Origin of the sequence: Pseudoalteromonas sp. SG44-5, assembly GCF_014164175.1 — a bacterium.
GTDB classification, from domain to species: domain Bacteria; phylum Pseudomonadota; class Gammaproteobacteria; order Enterobacterales; family Alteromonadaceae; genus Pseudoalteromonas; species Pseudoalteromonas nigrifaciens.
This window is the reverse complement of sequence record NZ_JACJES010000002.1, coordinates 336,727-354,451: the sequence shown is the minus strand read 5'-3', so window position 1 is coordinate 354,451 and position 17,725 is coordinate 336,727. Positions and strand designations below refer to the sequence as shown.

At 39.2% G+C, this 17,725-nt stretch carries 16 protein-coding genes; 4 read left to right on the top strand and 12 right to left on the bottom strand.

The window, feature by feature from the left end; all coding sequences use genetic code 11:
- Nucleotides 1-7 precede the first annotated feature (7 nt).
- The 3 genes from sdhA to sdhC are packed head-to-tail and all read right to left on the bottom strand — an operon-like array spanning nucleotide 8 to nucleotide 2,496.
- Nucleotides 8-1,780, bottom strand: coding sequence for a succinate dehydrogenase flavoprotein subunit (gene sdhA, locus H5079_RS03925; protein ID WP_011328327.1), 1,773 nt, complete (start codon nucleotides 1,778-1,780; stop codon nucleotides 8-10).
- On the bottom strand, nucleotides 1,781-2,128 hold the full coding sequence (gene sdhD, locus H5079_RS03920) for a succinate dehydrogenase, hydrophobic membrane anchor protein (RefSeq protein WP_011328328.1): 348 nt from the start codon (nucleotides 2,126-2,128) through the stop codon (nucleotides 1,781-1,783).
- Nucleotides 2,119-2,496 carry a succinate dehydrogenase, cytochrome b556 subunit gene (sdhC, locus tag H5079_RS03915; RefSeq protein WP_011328329.1) on the bottom strand — a complete coding sequence of 126 codons (378 nt, stop codon included), beginning with the start codon at nucleotides 2,494-2,496 and terminating at the stop codon, nucleotides 2,119-2,121. Before sdhC ends, sdhD begins: the two co-directional genes overlap by 10 nt.
- Before the next feature lie 406 nt (nucleotides 2,497-2,902).
- On the opposite strand from sdhC, the gene H5079_RS03910 reads away from it, so the two are divergent.
- The 3 genes from H5079_RS03910 to H5079_RS03900 all read left to right on the top strand — a co-directional run bounded on the left by H5079_RS03910 (nucleotide 2,903) and on the right by H5079_RS03900 (nucleotide 5,972).
- Nucleotides 2,903-4,189 carry a citrate synthase gene (locus tag H5079_RS03910; protein WP_011328331.1) on the top strand — a complete coding sequence of 429 codons (1,287 nt, stop codon included), beginning with the start codon at nucleotides 2,903-2,905 and terminating at the stop codon, nucleotides 4,187-4,189.
- Between the two features lie 125 nt (nucleotides 4,190-4,314).
- Nucleotides 4,315-5,541 carry an aminotransferase class V-fold PLP-dependent enzyme gene (locus H5079_RS03905; RefSeq protein WP_182683471.1) on the top strand — a complete coding sequence of 409 codons (1,227 nt, stop codon included), beginning with the start codon at nucleotides 4,315-4,317 and terminating at the stop codon, nucleotides 5,539-5,541.
- A 14-nt stretch (nucleotides 5,542-5,555) separates the two neighbouring features.
- Entirely contained in the window at nucleotides 5,556-5,972 is a 417-nt protein-coding gene (locus tag H5079_RS03900) for a SufE family protein (protein WP_182676632.1), read from the top strand.
- Nucleotides 5,973-6,006: 34 nt separating this feature from the next.
- On the opposite strand, the gene tcdA is transcribed toward H5079_RS03900, so the two are convergent.
- From tcdA to H5079_RS03865, 7 genes are read right to left on the bottom strand one after another with little or no spacing between them, the layout of a single operon-like run.
- Nucleotides 6,007-6,813, bottom strand: coding sequence for a tRNA cyclic N6-threonylcarbamoyladenosine(37) synthase TcdA (gene tcdA / locus H5079_RS03895; RefSeq protein ID WP_089368348.1), 807 nt, complete (start codon nucleotides 6,811-6,813; stop codon nucleotides 6,007-6,009).
- Nucleotides 6,814-7,494, bottom strand: a complete 681-nt coding sequence (locus H5079_RS03890) for a TIGR01621 family pseudouridine synthase (protein WP_182683470.1) — start codon at nucleotides 7,492-7,494, stop codon at nucleotides 6,814-6,816.
- Nucleotides 7,491-8,252, bottom strand: a complete 762-nt coding sequence (gene kdsB, locus H5079_RS03885) for a 3-deoxy-manno-octulosonate cytidylyltransferase (RefSeq protein WP_011328336.1) — start codon at nucleotides 8,250-8,252, stop codon at nucleotides 7,491-7,493. The genes H5079_RS03890 and kdsB overlap by 4 nt, the downstream gene beginning before the upstream one ends.
- Complete coding sequence (locus tag H5079_RS03880) at nucleotides 8,240-8,437, bottom strand: Trm112 family protein (protein ID WP_011328337.1); 198 nt, start codon at nucleotides 8,435-8,437, stop codon at nucleotides 8,240-8,242. Before H5079_RS03880 ends, kdsB begins: the two co-directional genes overlap by 13 nt.
- Nucleotides 8,427-9,407 carry a tetraacyldisaccharide 4'-kinase gene (lpxK, locus tag H5079_RS03875; protein ID WP_089368349.1) on the bottom strand — a complete coding sequence of 327 codons (981 nt, stop codon included), beginning with the start codon at nucleotides 9,405-9,407 and terminating at the stop codon, nucleotides 8,427-8,429. Before lpxK ends, H5079_RS03880 begins: the two co-directional genes overlap by 11 nt.
- On the bottom strand, nucleotides 9,404-11,149 hold the full coding sequence (msbA, locus tag H5079_RS03870; RefSeq protein ID WP_011328339.1) for a lipid A export permease/ATP-binding protein MsbA: 1,746 nt from the start codon (nucleotides 11,147-11,149) through the stop codon (nucleotides 9,404-9,406). Before msbA ends, lpxK begins: the two co-directional genes overlap by 4 nt.
- A gap of 60 nt (nucleotides 11,150-11,209) precedes the next feature.
- Entirely contained in the window at nucleotides 11,210-13,477 is a 2,268-nt protein-coding gene (locus H5079_RS03865) for a DNA internalization-related competence protein ComEC/Rec2 (protein ID WP_182683469.1), read from the bottom strand.
- Here H5079_RS03865 and H5079_RS03860 point away from each other — a divergent pair.
- On the top strand, nucleotides 13,457-13,963 hold the full coding sequence (locus tag H5079_RS03860) for a DUF2062 domain-containing protein (RefSeq protein WP_011328341.1): 507 nt from the start codon (nucleotides 13,457-13,459) through the stop codon (nucleotides 13,961-13,963). The two genes, H5079_RS03865 and H5079_RS03860, sit on opposite strands and share 21 nt — an antisense overlap.
- Nucleotides 13,964-14,056: 93 nt before the next feature.
- Here H5079_RS03860 and H5079_RS03855 read toward each other — a convergent pair whose 3' ends face one another.
- A complete protein-coding gene (locus H5079_RS03855) occupies nucleotides 14,057-15,796 on the bottom strand; it encodes a DUF3466 family protein (protein WP_182683468.1) in 1,740 nt (579 codons plus the stop codon).
- 11 nt (nucleotides 15,797-15,807) lie between these two features.
- On the bottom strand, nucleotides 15,808-17,724 hold the full coding sequence (locus H5079_RS03850; RefSeq protein ID WP_011328343.1) for an ABC transporter ATP-binding protein: 1,917 nt from the start codon (nucleotides 17,722-17,724) through the stop codon (nucleotides 15,808-15,810).
- Nucleotide 17,725 lies beyond the last annotated feature (1 nt).

The following is a 17,725-nucleotide window of genomic DNA, read 5'->3' as shown; positions in this document are numbered from 1 at the left end:
CTATCTCCTAGTACACACGTGCTTTAGGTGGGAAAGCTTCACGCGACTTAGGCGCGTAGTTTACGTCACGCTTGCTCATTTCATCCGTTAACGGATTAAATACTGAGTGACATAACCAGTTTTCGTCATCACGATCTGGGAAGTCAAAGCGAGAATGTGCACCACGGCTTTCGGTACGGAAGTTTGCAGCTACTGCAGTTGAGTAAGCTGTTTCCATTAAGTTATCTAGTTCAAGACATTCAATACGCTGCGTGTTGAAGTCTGATGATTTATCATCAAGACGTGCATGTTGCAGACGTTCACGAATTTCTTTAAGTTCTTGCAGACCAGCAGCCATTGAGTCACCTTCACGAAATACCGAGAAGTTAAGTTGCATACATTGCTGTAAGTCTTTTTTGATTTGAACTGGATCTTCACCTTGGCCAGCCGTTGAATTTTCCCAACGATTGTAACGTGCAAGTGATGTTTCTAAATCAGACTCTGATGCCGCTTTAGAAATTTCAACATCATTTAGGTATTTACCTAAGAAGTTACCGGCCGCACGACCAAATACCACTAAATCAAGTAATGAGTTACCACCTAAGCGGTTAGCACCGTGTACTGATACACAGGCAATCTCACCTACCGCAAACAAACCTTCAACGATTGTTTCTTTGCCGTTTGCGTCGATTTGTAGCGCTTGACCATTTACGTTGGTTGGCACGCCACCCATCATGTAATGACATGTAGGAATTACTGGAATTGGTTCTTTTGCAGGGTCAACGTGAGCAAATGTTTTAGCAAGATCACATACACCAGGAAGACGCAGATTTAGTGTTTCTGCACCTAAGTGATCTAGTTTTAGCTTAAGGTGAGGACCCCAAGGACCATCACAACCACGACCTTCACGGATCTCAGTCATCATTGAACGTGCAACCACATCGCGAGACGCTAAGTCTTTTGCGTTTGGTGCATAACGTTCCATGAAACGCTCGCCATCTTTATTTAAAAGATAACCACCTTCGCCACGACAACCTTCAGTTACTAGCGTACCCGCGCCAGCAATACCCGTTGGGTGGAACTGCCACATTTCCATATCTTGCATAGAAATACCAGCACGTGTTGCCATACCAACGCCGTCGCCGGTGTTGATGTGCGCATTAGTAGTTGATGCAAAAATACGACCCGCACCACCTGTTGCTAATACTACTGCTTTAGATTTGAAATAAGTGATTTCACCTGTTTCAATTTCAATTGCAGTACAACCTACTACATCACCATTATCGTTTTTAACTAAATCAAGTGCATACCATTCTGAGAATACATTTGTTTTGTTTTTAACATTTTGTTGATAAAGAAGGTGTAATAGTGCGTGACCAGTACGATCGGCAGCTGCCGCAGTACGTGCAGCTTGTTCACCACCAAAGTTTTTCGATTGACCACCGAAAGGACGTTGGTAAACACGGCCATTTTCAAAGCGAGAAAATGGGAGACCCATGTTTTCTAATTCAGTAATAGCTTCTGGGCCTGTTTGACACATATATTCAATAGCGTCTTGGTCACCGATAAAATCGGAGCCCTTAACGGTATCGTACATGTGCCATTCCCAGTTATCTTCGTGCGAGTTACCAAGCGCTACTGTAATACCACCCTGTGCTGATACAGTGTGTGAGCGAGTTGGAAATACTTTAGAGATTAAAGCACACGTTTTGCCAGACTCAGTAATAGCTAAAGCAGCGCGCATACCTGCACCACCGGCACCGATTACTACGGCGTCAAATTCACGAACAGAATATTTCACTTATACACCCCATAATACGATTAGACCAATAGCTACGTAAGCAAAGGCCATTAGGTTTAGTACAAAGCCTAAAACAGCACGAAGCTTAGCGCACTTAACATAGTCTGTTAGAACTTGCCAAAGGCCAATGCGGGTATGAACCATAATGCAAACCAGGGCAATTAAAGTAAACCCTTTCATTGCTAGGTTAGAGAAGAGGCCTGTCCAGGCTTCGAAAGTGACTTCTGGCGTTGCTAAAAAATAGCCGATAATAAAAATCGCATACGCGCTTATTATTAATGCCGTGGTACGTAAAGATACGAAATCTTGTACACCATCACGTTTAAGAGTTGCTTGATTTAAAACCATATCCACACCCCTGCCAATACGGCAAACACAACGCCAAGAGCCATTGCAATTTTAGCGCTGAGGTTACCTGATTCAAGTTCTTCCCAATGTCCCATATCCATAATCATATGGCGAATACCACCAATAAGGTGATAACCCAATACAGACACGGTGCCCCAAGCAATAAATTTGGCAATGAATCCGTTAAACAGACCCTTGACGAATTCAAAACCTTCAGCAGAAGAAAGAGACTCTGACCAAGCCCAAATGACAAACGTTAAAGCAAAAAATAATGCAACACCGGTGACGCGGTGGAAAATTGACGCTTTAGCCGTTGCCGGCATAGATATAGTTGTTAGATCTAGATTTACAGGTCTTTGCTTTTTCACAGTTACTTGCCCATCTTGCCCACAGTGGGGCTCATCTACTTGTTTTTCTAAAACCCACCAAATATTTCTGATGGAACTATCAAAATAAACGTCTCTTTACAAATAAAGTTCACTATAATGCAAAAATTATAATGTAAAAATATGTTTACCTAAATACAATACGGTTAAAAACCTTCGACAGTATATATAGCCGCAGGCCTTTTTACAATTCTTGTTTAGTTAGAGCCATTTGCAAATTAGCCAATGGTATAATATTCAAACCATACCGAATATTTATTATACGTATACGCATAATGCTTATAAAAATTGACTTTATACCCCTCTTTCACGTTAAAATGAGAAGATGTGCTTAAAACAGATTTTAGAGTATAAAATCAGAATAGTTATCTTAATAGGAGATACATAGATGGCGGATAAGAAAGCCACAGTCCATATTGATGGTCTAGATCCAATCGAACTTCCAATTTATCAAGGTACTGCTGGCCAGGATGTAATTGACGTACGTACATTAGGTTCACATGGTCACTTTACTTACGATCCAGGTTTTATGTCGACTGGCTCTTGTGAATCTACAATTACTTATATTGATGGCGGCAAAGGTGTTCTACTTCATCGTGGTTACCCAATTGAGCAGCTTGCTGAAGACTCTAACTATGTAGAGCTATGTTACTTACTATTAAACGGTGAGTTACCTTCAAAAGAGCAGTATGAAGAATTTGCACAACAAATCACTCGCAGTACTATGCTAGATGAAAAAATTGCAACTTTCTTCCAAGGTTTCCGTTTTGATGCACATCCTATGGCAATGCTATGTGGCGTGGTTGGTGCTTTATCATCTTTTTATCATGAAGATCTTGATATTACAGACGCAAGCCAACGCAAAACAAGTGCAATTAAATTAGTAGCTAAGTTACCTACTATTGCAGCTATGGCTTATAAAACAAACATTGGCCAACCATTTGTATACCCACGTAACGATTTAAGCTACGCCGAAAACTTCTTACATATGATGTTCTCTGTACCTGCTGAAGAGTATAAAGTTAACCCTGTAACGGCTAAAGCTATGGATAAAATATTCATGCTTCATGCTGATCATGAACAAAACGCATCAACGTCTACTGTACGTCTTGCAGGTTCATCTGGTGCTAACCCATATGCTTGTATTGCTGCTGGTATCGCATCTCTTTGGGGCCCTGCACACGGCGGCGCTAACGAAGCATGTTTAAACATGTTAGAAGAAATTGGTTCTGTTGATCGCATTGACGAATACGTAGCTAAAGCAAAAGATAAGTCAGACCCGTTCCGTCTTATGGGCTTTGGTCACCGTGTTTACAAAAACTTTGATCCACGTGCAACGGTAATGCGTCAAACGTGTCACGAAGTACTTGCTGAGCTAAATATTCAAGATCCATTGCTTGATATTGCAATGAAGCTTGAGCAAATTGCGCTTGAAGACCCGTACTTTGTTGAGAAGAAACTCTACCCTAACGTAGATTTTTACTCAGGTATTATCTTAAAAGCGATCGGTATTCCAACAAGCATGTTCACTGTAATTTTTGCAATGGCACGTACTGTTGGTTGGATCACTCACTGGGATGAGATGCTATCTCAACCTGGTCATAAGATCAGCCGCCCACGTCAGCTTTACACGGGTTACACACAACGTGACTACAAAGCAACTGACAAGCGTTAATTCGCTGTAATATTGCTTAAGTATTTTAAAAGGTCGCTATTGCGGCCTTTTTTGTTACTCAGCACTTGAGAATTATCTTAAACAGATTACAATTCTCGCCCTAAATTGACTAATTAAATGAGCTTATGTCTGTTTCCACGTTTGATATCACTAAAATACGTAATGATTTCCCTATCCTAAATCAAACGATTAATAGCCAAACTTTAACTTATTTAGACTCTGGGGCAACCACACAAAAGCCACAATGCGTTATTGATACCACGGCAGAGTTTTATGCAGCGCAAAACGCGAACGTACATCGTGGACGCCATACCCTCAGTGAGCAGGCTACTTATCGTTATGAGCAAGTACGCGATAAAGCTGCAGAATTTTTTGGTGTTAATAGTAATGAAATTGTATGGACTAAAGGGGCAACTGAAGCTATAAACTTAGTTGCTAATGGCTTAAAAAATCAAATAAAAGCCAGCGATACCATCATTATTACGCCTATTGAGCATCATGCTAATATTGTACCTTGGCAGGTTTTGTCTCAGCAAACTGGTGCTAAGCTTGCTATTTTACCGCTTAACGACGATGCCACCTTTGATATACCTGCATGCTGTGAATTTATAAAGCAGCATAAACCTAAGTTATTGGCCATTAGCCAAGCCTCTAATGCGCTTGGTAATATCACTAATTTAGCGCCGTTAATTGCCAGTGCGAAAGCGGTAGGCGCATTAGTACTGGTTGATGGCGCACAAGGAGCAATGCATTTAAAAGCTAATTTAAGCACACTTAATTGTGATTTTTACGTTTTTTCTGCCCATAAAATGCTGGGGCCAACCGGTTTAGGCGGCTTATATGGCCGCTACGAGCAATTAAATGCCCTCACCCCATACCAAACTGGGGGAGAAATGATCCAAACCGTAACCTTAACGCACAGCACTTATCGCGATGCTCCGGCAAAGTTTGAATCGGGGACGCCAAATATTGCCGGCGTATTAGGCTTTGGTGCGGCACTTGAGTACATAAATGCATTAAATCACCCTGCTTTAATTGAATATGAACAAACGCTATTTAATTATGCAACCAATAAACTACAGCAAATTGATGGCATCACCCTATTTAGTGACCTTAAGCATAATATTGGCACTTTATGTTTTAACTATAAAGATGAGCATCCATACGATTTGGCAACTTTACTTGACGGATATGGGGTTGCACTGCGCAGTGGCCATCATTGCACTCAGCCTTTAATGGCGCATTTAGGGGTCAATGGCACCCTTAGAGCAAGCTTAGCTTTCTATAATAACCATACAGATGTAGATAATTTTATTAATGCACTACAAAAATGCATTGCTCTATTAGACTAATGTTGGATAAGAATATGACAAATACTTATAATAAAGCAGCCCAAGGGATAAAAAATGCACCTGCATGGCAGCAAAAATACCGAGAAATAATGTTACTTGGTAAAACATTACCAGTACTTGCTGACGTTTTGAAAATAGACAGCGCATTAGTTCCTGGCTGCGAAAGTAAAGTGTGGCTATTTGTGGAGTTTGATTTAACCGAAAATACACTCGTGGTGATAGGTGATTCTGATACCCGTATTGTAAAGGGCTTACTTGCCTTAATATTAGCGCTATACAATGGCCTTACCCCAGAGCAAGTACTGGAGATAAACGCCTATCAAGAGTTTGAAAAACTAGGGTTAATTAGCCACTTAAGTCCATCTAGAGGGAATGGTATTAAAGCCATGGTAGAGACGATTCAAACCATGGCTAAACAAAAAATAAGTTAAATTAACCCAAGATCAGGTTAAGTTATAAGCAGCGTTATGCTTGGGAGCTAAGTAAACGCTGTTTTTTATCTAAATATTTACGAACGGCTTTTGCAGCTACAAAAAAGCCAAAGCTGCCAGTGATCATAGTCACTGAGCCAAAGCCATTATTACAATCCATATTCATACTACCATCGGCATTTTGCTTAGCATGGCAAACACTGCCATCACTGCCTGGGTATACCAGCTGCTCTGTTGAATATACACAATCAATATTAAACTTACGCTTAGGGTTATTACTAAAATTATATTGCTTGCGTAAAATATAACGCACTTTAGCTAAGAGTGGATCTTGGGTAGTTTTAGCCACATCGCCAAACGTAATTTGCCCCGGATCAGTTTGCCCACCTGCGCCGCCGGTAGTAATTACAGCTAGTTTATTGCGTTTACAATGCGCAATTAATGCCGCTTTTTCTTTCACTGCGTCAATACAATCAATAACATAATCAAAGCCCTGAATATGCTCATGAATGTTATCTAAAGTAATAAAGTCATCAATCACCTGCACTTCACATTGTGGGTTAATTAACTCACAACGCGCTTTCATCGCCTCCACTTTAGCTTGGCCAATGGTGCCGGTAAGTGCGTGTATTTGTCTATTTACATTAGTGGCACAAATATCATCTAAATCTATTAGGGTTAATTTGCCAACCCCAGTGCGCGCCAATGCTTCTGCGGCCCAACTACCAACACCACCAATGCCAACAACACAAAAATGTGCCTGCTGTAACCAGTCAAACTGTTGTTGTCCGTATAAACGTTTGATCCCGCCAAAACGTATGTCTGTTACTTTTTCAGTCATTTACCAATCCAGTTGCCATGGTGTTTTCCATGCTTGAAAATCTTGATGTTTAATTAATTGTGTAAACTCATCCCCGTTATCGGGTAAAAGAGTAAATTGTATTTGCTGCTCATTCCATAAGAAATCAAGCGCAAATGCATGCAAGTAAGTACGTGCGCTATGCGCACCTGCATAAGAGGTATCACCTAATATAGGTGCGCCTATACTTTTTAGCGCTACTCTTAATTGGTGCGTTTTACCTGAGTAAGGTTTTAAAATATACCCCCTAAAACCGGGTTTATAACTTACAGAATAAAAACGACTAATAGCAGGATTAGCTGTTGTTGTAAGTAACTTAAAAGTACCACGGCGTGATTTTGCCATATCGCCTTTTATCCAACCCTGCTTTTTTTTAGGCTTGGCGTCGCTAATAGCCAAGTAAAACTTATTAATTGTGTGCTCAGTAAACATTTGCGTAAATTTAGCGGCGGCGAGTTTATTGCGCGCTAAAATAAGCAAGCCTGAGGTCACTTTATCGAGGCGGTGTACTGCAAAGAGTTTTTCATTTAATTGCTGCTCTGCTAATACCACAAAACCTGCGGCGTCTTCTGAATGAAAATTCAGCCCTGCAGGTTTTGCTAAAATATAAAAGTCGCTATGACTATGCACAACTTTTAAATAGGCTTTATCCGTAATGCTCACGCGTGTTTACTTTGCAAATAGCTAATTACTTTAGCTAAATCTTCTGGGGTATCGACACCCGCTTGTGGAGTAATATGCGCTTGCTCTATTTTAATATTGTAGCCATGGTAAAGCACACGTAATTGTTCTAGTGATTCTAGCTGCTCTAGCGGCGACACACTTAGCTCAATATATTGCTTAATAAAACCAGCTCGGTAGGCATAAATACCCACATGGCGTTGAAACGGCGTTAAATCCAGCGTGCTCTGCTCGCCCATCATGGCGCTACGATCAAACGGAATACTGGCACGCGAAAAATACAATGCATTTTTATTAATATCGCTAACGACTTTAACTGCATTAGGATTAAAAACGTCTTCTTGCTCTTCTATCGCTACACTTAAAGTGGCCATAGGTGCAGTTGATTCATTTAATAACGTGGCAACTTGAGATACATTTTCTGGTGCCAATAATGGCTCATCACCTTGCACATTAACTACAATAGTGTTGTTATCAAGCTTAAGTAAATCAACAACCTCTGCTAAACGTTCCGTGCCTGACTGATGATCTTCACGCGTCATTAATACATCACTTGTAAAGGTACTCACAGCATCAAATACTTTTTGATGATCGGTCGCAATAACAACTTTACTCGCACCCGATAAACAGGCTTTTTCGTAAACATGCTGGATCATTGGCTTACCACAAATATCGGCTAGTGGTTTGCCTGGTAAACGGCTAGAAGCGTAACGCGCAGGAATAACAACTACGAATTCCACTTTTGTACCTCATCAAGTGACAATTCACGCGCTTCATTTTCAAGCAATACTGGAATGTCATCGATAACCGGATACGCCAACTTAGCGGCTGTACTTATTAGTTCGCTGTTTTCTTTATCAAAACGTAATTTACCCTTACATACTGGGCAGGCGATAATTTCGAGTAATTTTGTATCAAAGGCCATTGAGGATCCCTTTATCTTTTAATAATGAATTTAATTTGTTTATAACGCTATCGGTAGGTTGAGCATCCACTGGTAAGTAATACCAATTTTGTTTTGCAAAAGCACTACACTTTACAGCATCTTTTTCGGTCATTAACACATTTTCATCACCAAACTGAGTAAAATCATCAGCAGTGTATGCATAATGGTCTCGATAATGATGGGTTGATACTAAGGTAATGCCTTGTGCTTGTAATGACTGCTCAAAACGCAGCGGATTACCAATAGCACTCACAGCGTGGGCTGTTAATATAGGCTCTGTTAGCATACTATTATTGAGCACAGATTTTAAAGCTGCAGGCTGCAAATTATAACGTTGTGGGTTGTTGCCGCCATTTTCTATCACTAAATCAACGCTCTTTAAACGCTTTTTAGTTTCGCGAAGCGGGCCTGCTGGCATTAACAAACCGTTGCCAAATTGACGTGCACTATCAACAATACAGCATTCAATACTACGTGCCATTTTATAATGTTGCATGCCATCGTCAGATATAATTACATCAATAGCAGAGGTTTGTTCAAGTAATTCTATATTTTGTTGTCTGTTTGGGCCAACCGCTATGGGGCACTGCAAACGATGATATAAAAGTATCGGTTCATCGCCCGCCTCAAGCGTAGTACTGTTATGATCAACAAGCAATGGATATTGCTTAGCATGCCCGCCGTAGCCTCGGCTAATAATACCTACAGATAAACCTTGCTGAGTTAAATGAGCGTGTAGCCACAGTACAAATGGCGTTTTACCATTGCCGCCAACACTAATATTACCCACTACAATTACAGGTGTTTTGCTACTAAATTGCGTTAGTATACCGCATGTATAAAGCCATTTACGTAATGTTGATATTAGCCAAAACAGTGCAGCTAAAGGCAGTAATAATATAGTAATTAAACTGACAGGCTGATACCAGCTTTGTTCAATTTTGCTCACCCTTGCTCACCAAATTGCATTTTGCATAATGCTGAATAAGTGCCATTATTTGCCAGTAAACTTAAATGATCGCCACTTTCAATAACACTGCCATTATCTATAACATAAATTCGGTCGCTATTTTCTATCGTCGATAAGCGATGCGCAATTACAATCGAGGTTTTGTCTTTCATTAATGCCTCGAGTGCTTGCTGAATTAGTTTTTCTGATTCAGTATCGAGCGCAGATGTTGCTTCATCAAGGATTAAAATAGGCGCATCTTTTAATATTGCACGAGCAATAGCAATACGTTGGCGTTGACCACCAGAGAGCATTACCCCATTTTCGCCAACCATAGTATTTAGCTGCTCTGGTAAGTCTTTTACAAACTCCCATACATGCGCTTGCTTGGCTACTTTTTCCAGTTCTTGCTGCGATATTTCACGCTGTAAACCGTAACAAATATTATTGGCAATGGAGTCGTTAAATAACACCACTTGTTGCGACACTAGCGCAAACTGACGACGTAAATCGGTTAGCTTATAATCATGCAGTGCAATGCCATCGAGTAAAATTTCACTAGGCGCTTCTAAATCATAATAACGTGGCAATAGGTTAGAAATAGTAGATTTACCTGAGCCCGAACGCCCAACTAAAGCAATGCTTTCACCCGCTTTAATCGTTAACGATAAATTGTTTAATACCGGCTCATCTTTAGTTGGGTATTTAAAGGTGACATTTTTAACTTCAATCAAGCCTTTTACTTTATCTACGCTTACAGTACCTGTGTCTTTTTCTACTTCCTCGTCGAGTATTAAAAACACACTTTGCGCGGCTGAAACTCCTCGCTGCATATCACTGTTTACATTAGCTAGCTGTTTAAGCGGGCGAAGTAACATCATCATTGATGAAATTAATACTACAAAGTCGCCTGAGCTTATGGTGTCAATCATCGAAGGCATTGACACAACCCATAAAATAACCGCCATAGCGCTGGCAGCCAATACTTGAATGATTGATACACTCAAGGCTTTAGTTGCGTCCATTTTAATTCGTTGCTGACGATTATGATTATTTACTTTTGAAAACTGATCTATTTCTTGATTTTGGCCACCAAAACCATGGATCACTTTATGACCGCTTAGCATTTGCTCTGAGCTACGAGTAACTTGCCCCATAGCTGATTGAATACTTTTAGAAATGTGTCTAAAGCGCTTTGACACAACAGTGACTATGACAGCAACTAAAGGAATAATAACTAAAAATATCAGCGATAATTGCCAACTGGTATAAAACATAACTGCGAGTAAAAACACCACAAAAGCGCCTTCACGCACTACAATTAATAATGCCTTGGTAATAGCTTGTTGTACTTGTTCGGTATCAAAGGTTATTTTGGAAATAAGATCGCCGGTGGAATTTTTATCATGAAACGATACCGGTAAATGTAGAATATGTTCAAACAACTCTTGGCGCAGCGAGCGTACAACTTGTGAGCCTACATAACTCAAACAATAAGACGACATAAAGTTAAATACACCACGCCCTATTACCAAGGCAATAACTACAAATGGTGCATATTTTAATACATCAGCATTGCGCTCATTAAGACCTTCGTCAATAAACGGCTTCATAAGCTGAATAAATAAAGCATCCATACCTGAATACCCTATCATGCCAATAATAGCGACGATGGCGACTGTTCTGTACGCACCAACGTAAGAAATAAGACGTTTATAAATTTGTGTAGTACTTTGATCCATAACACTCTCTTTATACAGTTACAGCCCCTATTGTATCCTCAGGGAGGCTAAAACAAAACGTCAATCTTTAATAAACCAATAACTTTCACGCTCTCTCGCCGTTTCAACATGCAGATTAGTACTATAAAATTTAATTCTAATTTGTCCTTGCTGCCCAGTAATATATTGCGCAGCGCCAATTTTGTTAAACCGCGCAACCACTTCATCATTAGGAAAATGCCATTGCCCTTTGTAAGCACTCGAATGCACCACAACTTTAGGGTTAACAGCCGCAATAAACTCACTACTTGATGAAGTGCCACTACCATGATGCGGGCTTATTAATACATTGCTTGCTAAATTATATCCTGCGGCAATTAGTGCGTGCTCTCGTTGCTTAGAAATATCACCAGTAAAAAGTACACTGTGTTGCGCGCTACTAATTTTAACTACGCAGGAGTCATCGTTGTTATTGTTAAAAGTAATTGAACTAAACGTTTGTATTTTAAGCCCATAAAAATCCATAGTCATGGTTTTACATAAACTCGGTATACCATTTGGATGAAAAGTACTGAGAGTCGATTCAAAGCCTGCCTCAATAAAATGTTTAACTCCTCCTGCATGGTCGTTATCTTGATGGCTTAAAATAGCGGTCGCAACATTCAGGTTATTAGCTTTTATATACGGCAGTAAAATACTACGTGTACGGCTAAAGCGGTTAAAATAACTAGGGCCAAAATCATAAATTAATGCATTGTTATCTTTTTCTAACAACACCATCAAACCATGGCCAACATCAAATATGTTTACTTGCCAATCACTTTTGGAAGTAAAGTAACTATCAACCAGCAATACACTTAACGGGATACAAGCAAGCCATTTAAATTTCACTAAATACAGTAGTAGCATGGTTACATAACTAAACATTACTATATCTAAAGTAATTGTTCCTACATTAAACCAACGCCAGCCTGGCGGTATTGCCATTAATTGTTGATACAAAAAATACAATACGGGGTCAAATAACGACACTATCAGGCTCATATCAATAACACTGCTCAATATCGCAACCACTAATAATAATGGCATAATGATAAAGGCGAGCAACGGAATAGCGATTAAGTTCAAGACTAACCCTGCCAAACTCACACCATTAAAAAAGTATAAAGACAAAGGCAATAAGCCTATAAATAGTGCCCCTTGTATAGCACATAACATGCCTATTTTAGCGATAACAGAGGCCCCCTTAAAGGGTACTTTTGTAATAACAATAAAGATGATAACCACAGCTAAAAATGAAAAATACAAACCAGGATTTAATACATTAAAAGGGTTAATCATTAAAACTAAAACCAAGGCGTATAAAATACTGCGCCAACGTAGCGATTGTTTAGCTAGGTAATACAATAATAAGTAGCACCCTAACATTATTAAAGCGCGGGTCGCAGAGACAATAAAATCGCTTAAATATACATAAACAAATGCCGCTATAAAGCCCATTAAGCTATAACAAGTTGCAAGATTAATTGTTTGTTTTATTCTAATTCTGGCGTGGCTTACAAGTGAGCGTGTTACAAAAAAAGCAAAGCCAAAAACTAACGAAATATGCAACCCAGAAATTGCCAGTAAATGGCTTAACCCCAGCGTTTGCATGGTCAGCTTTTGTTCAAAGTTCATTAAAGACTTGTCGCCCGTCAGCAGCGTATAATAAAGCCAGTTAAGCTTAGACTCTTTAAATATGTGTTTAATATAGTGGCGATAAGCTATAACGTGTTGGTTTCTTTTTGTATCAGTAATAATTAAATTTTTATTGAGTACTTTCCCTTTAAAAAATATTTTTTGTGTAAATGCATAAAGTTGATTGTCAAAAACAGTAAAATTTTTTGTGCTTCTAAAGTTTTTTAAATGTGCGTGAGCACTGAAGGTTGCGCCTACTTCTAATATTTGCGCTGAATCAACACTTAACATAGCACTGGGGGCAGTAAAATAAGCGTAATCTTGCTCATCAAGCTTAATAATTTTTGCTTTTATATATTGCGGAGCATTAGCTGATACAACGTCTTCAACAACTAACTTTACTGAATATGCATACTTTTCACCCTGCGCTGGTAGCTCAAACGAGTAAAAAAGTGTGAAATGCACTAAGATAGCAAAAATAGCGCAAATAAAGCCTAACAAAACATTTGAAAACGGCTTAAAATAAGCGCTCGCAATTAGGATTGAAATTGTGATGAGTATAAATTCGAGGGTTTGAAAATAAAATACGGTTGCAATACTTCCGCACACAAATCCAAGACTAATCCACATTGATGTAAATGGTTGCTTTAAATGGCTAAAAAAACGATCCAACGATTTTTACCCGATCCAAATAAAATTAGGCATCACAAATCACTTAAAATATTTGGCCGTTTGTTACAAGACGCGAACCTTTGGCATTTAAATAGACGCTCTGCGCGTGGTGCATTTGCTGTCGGGTTATTTTTTGCGTTCATCCCTGTTCCTTTTCAAATGGTCCTAGCTGCAGCAACCGCTATAGTGTTTAGGGTAAACCTGCCCATTTCAGTGGCCTTAGTGTGGATAACTAACCCCGTTACCATGCCACCTATTTTTTACTGCTCTTATCTTATTGGCACCCTAGTACTAAACCAGCCAGAACAACATTTTTCCTTTGAAGCAAGCTGGCCTTGGTTCATCGAAAGCTTAACGACTATTGGTCCAGCATTTTTAGTTGGCTCCTTGGTGTCGGCATCAGTTGCCGCGATTATCGGCTATTTTGGAATAGATATTGTTTGGCGGCGTTCAGTTAGAAAAGCATGGTTAATACGTAACAAGTAGCCAATAGTTATAATGACTATAGACAAAAAAAGCCCAACTTAACAAGTTTGGGCTTTTTTAGTTTCTCGGCTTAAATTTTCGATTTAAATTCTATTAAAATCTAAATACTCGTCTAAACGCAATCAGTGGTAATAATAATAATCCATACCAAGAGAAGCTTGCAGAGCGACGCTCATACACTTCGGCATCAGGTGGTGCGCAATCCTCTATCGTGCCATTAGGTATTGGCGAAAGCTTTACTGCTACAGCAACACTTTCATATTCAGTTTTACCGTTAACATCGGTTACAACTTCACCTAATGAGTTACGCTTTTCAACAGTTTTAGTGGCCACACCAAATATTTCATTGTTTTCGTTAATCACTTTAGCTTCACTCATGCTATAGCCATAACTACTTGTACCGTCCATGTCGTAACACGGCAATAAGTCATTTAAATTAGTGATTTTATCATCACCTATTTTATAAATGAACGCAGCTGATCGACGTGAACTATCAGAAATACCAACCTCACCTTCGCCAACAATATAACCTTGATTATTTATACTGTTACCGTATGAGCTTGAGCTCGTAAAATAGCTATCTGGATAAACGGTAGTACCTGTTGCTATATCATGATAGAAAAACTTATTACGTAAAGCACCATCAACACGTCTTGTGGCATAACCTGTCACAATATTATTATCGTTAATTGCTAAAGATTTACCGCCTTGCCAACCGTCTGGTTGATTTATAAATTCAACCGCTTTGCCATCTTTAAAATACACCGGCATGGTTATAATAGTAGTATCTTTATCATAATAACGCGTGTTCGATACACCTGCTGCAATACCGTTCTTATTAACCGCGAATGCATTACTAATAAACGCAAAGTCAACTTCGTCTTCATAAGGAGTAAAGGCTAAACCTAGTACCTCGGTAGACGTGATATTAAATGCGTTATCAAGCGTCCATTTAGTTGCTTGCTTATTAAATATCCCACGGGTTGTTTGATTATTAATAACTTCAATACAGGTTGAAAATGGCTGATATTTATCATCACAGTTATCAGTAATATTGGTTTGACGCGTTTGCGGTATACCAAGTGACATATTACCAACAACAATATAACCATCTGCGGTTTTTACAATATCAGAGGCTTGGCTGGTACCACCATATTCACTAAATTGGGGTACTAAAGGAACTTCCATACCGCTTTCAGATATAACAATACCGCGCTCTATAAAGTCACGGGTAAACCACGGTTTAGGATCAGTTTCGTCCTCTATAGTAAACTCTATTTTATCAAAAGGAGCACTACCCCAACCAACTGTAGTGCCATCTTCTGCAACAGCGTTGTAAAAGTTAGTCACAGAGCGGGTAACGCCTGGGTAATCAGGCGAGTTTATATCAAACAATGTTTGCTCAACAGCAGCGCCGCTATCATATTTTATTGCCGTTAGTGAGCTTAACTTTTGAAACTGATAATTAGCCGACACATTTGCTAAAAAACGAATCATGAAGCTATGCGCATCTGCATTTGTTGCTACAGCATTGTTTTTTTCTATGTCTTCTAACGTAAAAGTAATCTCTTTATCACTAAGCTCAAATGCATTAACTTCATTAGTGTAAGCGTTTTGAATTAAACTCAGTGAAAAATCAATATGCTCAATATCTACAGGTAAATTATATAAGCCATTAGCTATACCTATAATATGACCACTTTCACTTACATCGGTAACATAAGAATATTTCGCGCCTTCAAGTGCACCCAATTCCGTTAATTGATAAGTCGCACTTAATGCTGAAGTACTCATTGTTGCTAAAATACTGGCAGCGAGTAATTTATATTTCATTTTAGTCCTTACTACTGATTTTTTAATTCTTCAAGTTCTTCCCAGCGCGAAAACGCGGCCTCAAGGTCTGACTCAAGTTTTGCCAAATGGTTCAATGCCTTAGCCGTTATATCACTGTCTTGCTTAAAAAAATCAACATCACTAACTATGGCTTGTTGAATTTCAACATCGGCTTCGAGTTGTTCCATTTTATTAGGCAGTTGCTCTAATTCAAGTTTTAATTTGTAAGAGAGTTTATTACCTTTAGCCTCTGCTTTAACTACTGGCGCAGCAGGTGCTTTTTCAACTTTTTTAGTTGCTTGCTGTGGTTGATTTTTTTGTTGCTCTGCTAAGTAATTAACATAGGCTTCGTAATCACTGTAGCCGCCAACAATATCAGTAATCTTGCCATTACCTTCAAATGCCCAAACACTAGAGCAGGTATTATCAATAAACTCACGGTCATGGCTTACTATTAATACTGTGCCTTGATACTGGTTAATAATATCTTCCAAAAGCTCTAATGTTTCTATATCCAAATCATTAGTTGGCTCATCGAGTACCAATATGTTTGACGGTTTTAAAAACAGTTTAGCCAATAACAAGCGGTTTTTTTCACCACCCGAAAGCGCTTTAACTGGTGTACGGGCACGTGCTGGCGGGAACAAAAAGTCTTGTAAGTAACCTAATACATGGCGCGAGCGACCACCCATCATTACTTCTTGCTTACCTTCAGCAACGTTGTCTTGTACTGTTGCTTCTTCATCTAATTTTTCACGGTATTGGTCAAAGTAAGCAAATTCTAAATTAACACCTTGCTTAGTTTCACCGCTATCTGGGGCTAGGCTACCAAACATTAATTTTAATAACGTTGTTTTACCAATGCCATTAGGACCAACTAAACCAATACGATCGCCGCGCATAACCAAGGTTGAAAAATCATCTGCAATCACTTTATCTTTAAATGCATGACAAAGATGCTTAGCTTCAAATACCAATTTACCCGAACGATCTGCGGTTTCAATATTAAAGTCTGTTTTACCTACTTGGTCAACACGTTGTTTACGCTCGTTACGTAGTTGCTTAAGTTCACGTACGCGCCCTTCATTACGGGTTCTTCGTGCTTTAACACCTTGGCGTATCCACGTTTCTTCTTCGGCTAAACGCTTATCAAATAAAGCATTTTGGCTTTCTTCAACTTTTAAGTCGTGGGCTTTTTGCTCTAAATAAGTAGCATAGTCGCCAGGGTATGATATTAATTTACCACGGTCTAAATCTAAAATACGCGTTGCAACAGCACGAATAAAGGCACGGTCATGCGATATAAATACAATGCCGCCTTTAAATTCTTTTAAAAATTGCTCAAGCCACATAACACTTGCCATATCTAAGTGGTTAGTAGGCTCATCGAGTAATAATAAGTCTGGCTCACTAACCAGTGCACGAGCAAGTGCAACTTTACGTAACCAGCCACCTGAAAGTGACTCAAGCTTAGCATCAGGTGTTAACTCTAATTGGGTTAAAACAACTTGAATGCGACTGTCAAAACGCCAGCCATCAACCGCTTCTAATTGGTTTGATAAACGCTCAAGTTTATTTAATAACTTATCGGTACATACGGTTTGTAGCTCTGTACTCACATGATGAAAATCAATCAGTAAGTTGGCAATTTCAGGCATACCTTGAGCAACATAATCAAATACAGTGCCGCTTGCGCCTTTTGGTGGATCTTGTTCTAAACGAGAAATTCTTATACCGCCAAGCTGGTTTATTTCGCCATCATCTAATAAAACCTCACCATCGAGTACTTTTAATAACGTTGACTTACCAGCACCATTTCGACCTACAACACACACACGCTCGCCACTTTCAATCACTGCATCTGCTTTATTAAGCAATGCATGAGTACCAAAGGCCAGTTGTGCTTTTAAAATTCTAATTAAATCCATA

Coding starts and splice junctions, on each gene's coding strand:
- H5079_RS03855 (WP_182683468.1), bottom strand. CDS start 15,796: ATGAAATATAAATTACTCGCTGCCAGTATTTTAGCAACAATGAGTACT.
- H5079_RS03850 (WP_011328343.1), bottom strand. CDS start 17,724: ATGGATTTAATTAGAATTTTAAAAGCACAACTGGCCTTTGGTACTCAT.
- tcdA (WP_089368348.1), bottom strand. CDS start 6,813: ATGACTGAAAAAGTAACAGACATACGTTTTGGCGGGATCAAACGTTTA.
- sdhD (WP_011328328.1), bottom strand. CDS start 2,128: ATGGTTTTAAATCAAGCAACTCTTAAACGTGATGGTGTACAAGATTTC.
- H5079_RS03900 (WP_182676632.1), top strand. CDS start 5,556: ATGACAAATACTTATAATAAAGCAGCCCAAGGGATAAAAAATGCACCT.
- H5079_RS03910 (WP_011328331.1), top strand. CDS start 2,903: ATGGCGGATAAGAAAGCCACAGTCCATATTGATGGTCTAGATCCAATC.
- H5079_RS03860 (WP_011328341.1), top strand. CDS start 13,457: ATGGCTAAAAAAACGATCCAACGATTTTTACCCGATCCAAATAAAATT.
- H5079_RS03880 (WP_011328337.1), bottom strand. CDS start 8,437: ATGGCCTTTGATACAAAATTACTCGAAATTATCGCCTGCCCAGTATGT.
- H5079_RS03905 (WP_182683471.1), top strand. CDS start 4,315: ATGTCTGTTTCCACGTTTGATATCACTAAAATACGTAATGATTTCCCT.
- msbA (WP_011328339.1), bottom strand. CDS start 11,149: ATGGATCAAAGTACTACACAAATTTATAAACGTCTTATTTCTTACGTT.